Genomic DNA, 4618 nt, shown 5'->3' with positions numbered 1-4618 from the left:
TTGCCCCACCACTCGGCACCTCGCCCAGGCTCGGTGTGCCCGTAATCCGCCAGCGTGGTTTAACGGGGCGCTTAAGATCAAAAGCAGATCAAGATCAAGAGCGGCTCGCTTCGCATCGTGGTTACCGTCAGCTGCTACAACCTACAAAAATATATAGATACCTATGCTGCTTTCGCGAACAAGCCCACAAGAGATCTGCGCACAACTGACTGGGAATATCCGGGGGCTGGATTAATTTATATTTCGACCATAATATGAGAAAAAATTATGCCCATAATTTTTTTGCCCTATGGTCACCCTGGAGTTCGTCATGCCCCCTCTCCCCCTGCGTCTTCTCACGCCCCTGGCCCTGTTGATGTTCCTCAATGGCTGCAACAGCAAGGCCGATACCGCCCAGGTGCGAGTGCCGCGCCCGGTACTCGCCGCCAAGGTCGAAGCAGCCGGCACCCAGCAAAGCGCCTATACCGGTGTAGTGGCCGCGCGCACGGAAGGCGACCTGGGCTTTCGGGTCAGCGGCAAGGTGATCGAACGCAAGGTCGACCCCGGCCAGCACGTCTCCCGTGGTGACACCCTGTTGGTGCTGGACATTGGCGACTTCGAACTGGCGCTGCGCTCGGCAAAAAACCGCGTCACCGCCGCCCAGGCCCAACTGCGCCAGCGCCGCGATGACGAAAACCGTTACCAGCGCCTGGCCAGTACCGGCGCGGTGTCGCGGCAGATCTTCGATCAGTCGGCCACTAACCTGCGCGTCGCCCAGGCCGAACTGGCCGCGGCGCAATCGGATGCCAGCCAGATCGAAAACCGTCGCACTTATTCAGTACTCAAGGCCGATGGCGACGGCATCATCACCGACGTGCTGGCCGATCGCGGCCAGGTGGTAGCCGAAGGGCAAATCGTGGCGCGCCTGGCCCATGACGGCGCCCGCGAAGCCATCGTCAATCTGCCGGAGAACCAGCGTGACCTGGCTACGCAAAAAGCCCTGGCGCTTCCCTTTGGCGCAGCGGACCAGGCCGTGACCGCCACTCTGCGCGAACTGTCCGCCAGCGCCGACCCCGTGACCCGCACCTACCGCGCACGTTATGTGCTGCAGGGTGCGGTCGAACGTTTCGCCCTCGGTTCCACCATCACCGTGCGCTTGCAAGGCAACGGCCAGCCCCTGCAAACCCGCGTACCCATTGGCGCCTTGCAGGATGCAGGGCAAGGCACGGGCGTATGGGTGATTGGCGACGATTTCAAACTCAGCTTCGCCCCGGTGAAGGTCGCCAGCCTCGGCCAGGAGGACGCCTTGCTCGACAGCGGCGTAACACCCGGCCAAACCATCGTCGCCCTCGGCGCTCACCTGTTGCACAGCGGCGATACGGTGCGCTTGCTGCCCTCCCAAGCGCTGGCCCTCAACCGTAAGCAGGATCAATGAGTATGCGCGGGATCAACCTCTCCGAACTGGCCGTCAAACACCGCGCTGTCACCCTGTTTTTGCTGATTGCGATCCTCGTCGCCGGGGTCTTCGCGTTCGGCAAGCTGGGCCGCGCCGAAGACCCCTCGTTCACCGTCAAGGTCATGACCATCACCGCCGCCTGGCCCGGCGCCACCGCCCAGGAGATGCAGGAGCAAGTGGCCGACCGCCTGGAAAAACGCCTGCAGGAACTGGACTACTACGACCGCGTCGAGACCATCGCCCAGCCGGGTTTCGTGTCGATGCGCATGACCTTCCTCGAATCCACACGCCCGAGCGAGATCCAGGCGCTGTTCTACCAGACACGCAAAAAGCTCAGCGACGAAGCCGCGCAACTGCCCAAGGGCGTGATCGGGCCGTTTTTCAACGATGAATATTCCGATGTGTATTTCGCCTTGTATGCCCTGGAGGCAGAACACCTGCCCCACCGCCAGCAAGTACAAATGGCCGAGGAACTGCGCCAGGGCTTGCTCAACCTGCCGGGGGTAAAGAAGGTCAATATCCTTGGTGAACAGGCCCAGCGCGTGTTTGTGGAGTTTTCCTATGAGCGCCTGGCAACTCTGGGCATCAAGCCCGAGCAAATCTTCGCCGCCCTCGCCGCGCAAAACGCCGTGGCGCCCGAAGGCTTCGTCGAAACCGCCGGCGCCCGCGCCTACATACGCATCGACGGCGCCTTCGACAGCCTCGCGCTGATCGAAAACGTACCGCTGCAAGTCAATGGCCGCGTGCTGCGCATCGCTGATGTCGCCACCGTGAGCCGCGGATATGAAGACCCGCCCAGCTACCGCATCCGTCACCAGGGCGACCCCGCGCTGATGCTGGGTGTGATCATGGAAAAACACTGGAACGGCCTGGAACTGGACAAGAGCCTGCTGGCCCAGGAAGCCAGGATCCAGGCCGACCTGCCCTTGGGCGTGAACTTCGCCAAAGTCTCCGACCAGGCGAAAAACATCAGCCTGGCGGTCAACGAGTTCATGCTCAAATTCTTCGTCGCCCTGGCCGTGGTGATGCTGATCAGCCTGCTGGCCCTGGGCTTTCGCGTGGGGCTGGTAGTGGCGGCAGCCGTGCCGCTGACGCTCTCGATCGTGTTCGTGATCATGCTGGTCACCGGCCGTGAATTCGACCGTGTGACCCTCGGCGCACTGATCATTTCCCTGGGTTTGTTGGTGGACGACGCGATCATTGCCATCGAGATGATGGTGGTCAAACTCGAAGAAGGCTTTGATCGGATCCACGCGGCCACCTACGCCTGGAGTTCCACGGCGGCGCCGATGCTGACCGGGACCCTGGTCACCATCATCGGTTTTCTCCCGGTTGGGTTTGCGCGCTCCGGGGCGGGCGAATACGCCGGGAATATTTTCTGGATCGTAGGTTTCGCGCTGATTTCGTCCTGGCTGGTGGCCGTGGTGTTTACGCCTTACCTGGGCGTGAAGTTGTTGCCGCACATCAAGCCAGTCCCCGGCGGGCATGATGCGATTTATGCCGGGCGCTACTACCAGAAACTGCGCAGCCTGGTGGAGGCCTGCGTGCGCGGGCGCTGGCTGGTAACCGGGCTGGTGGTGGCCGCGTTCGTGCTGTGCGGCCTGGGTATGGCGGTGGTGAAGAAACAGTTCTTCCCCGACTCCGACCGCTCGGAGCTGATTCTTGAAGTGTATATGCCACCCGGCAGCGCATTTAAAAGCACCGAAGCGGTGGCAGCGCAGGTGGAGAAAGCCCTGTTGCAAGAGCCGCAGACCAGCATGGTGGACACGTATGTGGGCGGCGGTGCACCGCGGTTTTTCCTGTCGTTGAACCCTGAAATGCCCGACCCGGCGTTCGCCAAGCTGATCGTGCAAACCCCCGACTCCCACGCCCGCGATGCGCTGAAACTGCGTATGCGCGAGCGCATTGCGGCAGGCGAATTTCCATCGGCGCGGGTGCGGGTCACACAGCTCGTCTTCGGCCCGCCGGTGCCGTTCCCGGTGGTGTTTCGCGTCTCCGGGCCAGACCTCAATGTGCTGCGCGAGCTGTCTGAAGACGTACGCCAGGTCGTGGCCGGCAACAAGCTGACCAGAGACACCTTCCTCGAATGGGGCGAGCGTGCCAGCGCTTATCGCCTGGTGCTGGACCAGGACCGCCTGCGCTTGCTGGGTTTTACCCCCGACGAGGTCAAGTCCCAGTTGAACGCCCTGCTCAGCGGCAACCCGATCACCGAAGTCCGCGAAGGCAACCGCACCGTCTCAGTGGTGGCCCGCGCCCAGGGCAGCCAACGCGAAGACCTTGCCAACCTCAATAACATGACGCTGACCAACAGCGCCGGTACGTCGGTGCCGCTGGCCCAGGTCGGACATTTCAAGGCGGTGATGGAAGAACCGATCCTCAAGCGCCGTGACCGCGCCACCACCGTGGAAGTGCGCGCCGACATCATCGACGGCGTGCAACCACCCGATGTGGAAATGGCCGTGTACAAAGACCTGCAACCGCTGATCGCCAAGCTGCCCAGTGGGTACAAAATCGACATCGGCGGCCCGGTAGAGGAAAGTGCCAAGGCCAACGTGGCCCTGGCGGCGCTGTTCCCGATCATGATCCTGCTGACCCTCACGGTGATCATGTTCCAGGTGCGCTCGTTCGGCGTGATGTTCATGGTGTTCGCTACCGCGCCTCTGGGCCTGATCGGTGCAGTGCCGACCTTGTTGCTGTTCAACCAGCCATTCGGTTTCAACGCGATTCTCGGGCTGATCGGCATCGGCGGCATCCTGATGCGCAACACGCTGATCTTTACCGACCAGATCCGCCAGAACCAGGATCACGGCATGGCGATTCGCGAGGCCATCATCGAAGCCACAGTGCGCCGTGCGCGCCCGGTAATCCTCACCGCACTGGCAGCGGCGCTGGCGTTTATTCCGCTGACGCTGTCAGTGTTCTGGTCGTCGCTGGCCTATGTGCTGATTGGCGGCGTGTTGGTGGGCACGGTGTTGACGCTGTTGTTCCTGCCGGCGCTGTGCAGCCTGGTGCTGCGCGACAAGGTTGCTGAAACTTCCCACGCAAGCGCCGGATAAGCTCTACTCCCCTGCCCTGAAAACCTCTGCAAAGTCCCTCGCCTGATTGAACAGTGCGAGGGATTGCAGATGGTTGTTTTCGTTAGAGCCCTGGTTGACGGGGCTGGCTCTTGATTCCGGTGATCGC

At 62.1% G+C, this 4618-nt stretch carries 2 protein-coding genes; both read left to right on the top strand.

All coding sequences use genetic code 11. The features are described from left to right. The first annotated feature begins 310 nt into the window (after positions 1-310). Positions 311-1414 carry an efflux RND transporter periplasmic adaptor subunit gene (locus E4P00_RS26030; RefSeq protein WP_248133328.1) on the top strand — a complete coding sequence of 368 codons (1104 nt, stop codon included), beginning with the start codon at positions 311-313 and terminating at the stop codon, positions 1412-1414. 2 nt (positions 1415-1416) lie between these two features. Then, entirely contained in the window at positions 1417-4491 is a 3075-nt protein-coding gene (locus E4P00_RS26025; protein ID WP_248133327.1) for an efflux RND transporter permease subunit, read from the top strand. The last annotated feature ends 127 nt before the right edge of the window (positions 4492-4618 follow it).

This window comes from Pseudomonas sp. B329 (assembly GCF_023127835.1).
Lineage (GTDB): Bacteria > Pseudomonadota > Gammaproteobacteria > Pseudomonadales > Pseudomonadaceae > Aquipseudomonas > Aquipseudomonas synxantha_A.
This window is presented reverse-complemented; position numbering and strand designations above follow the sequence as displayed.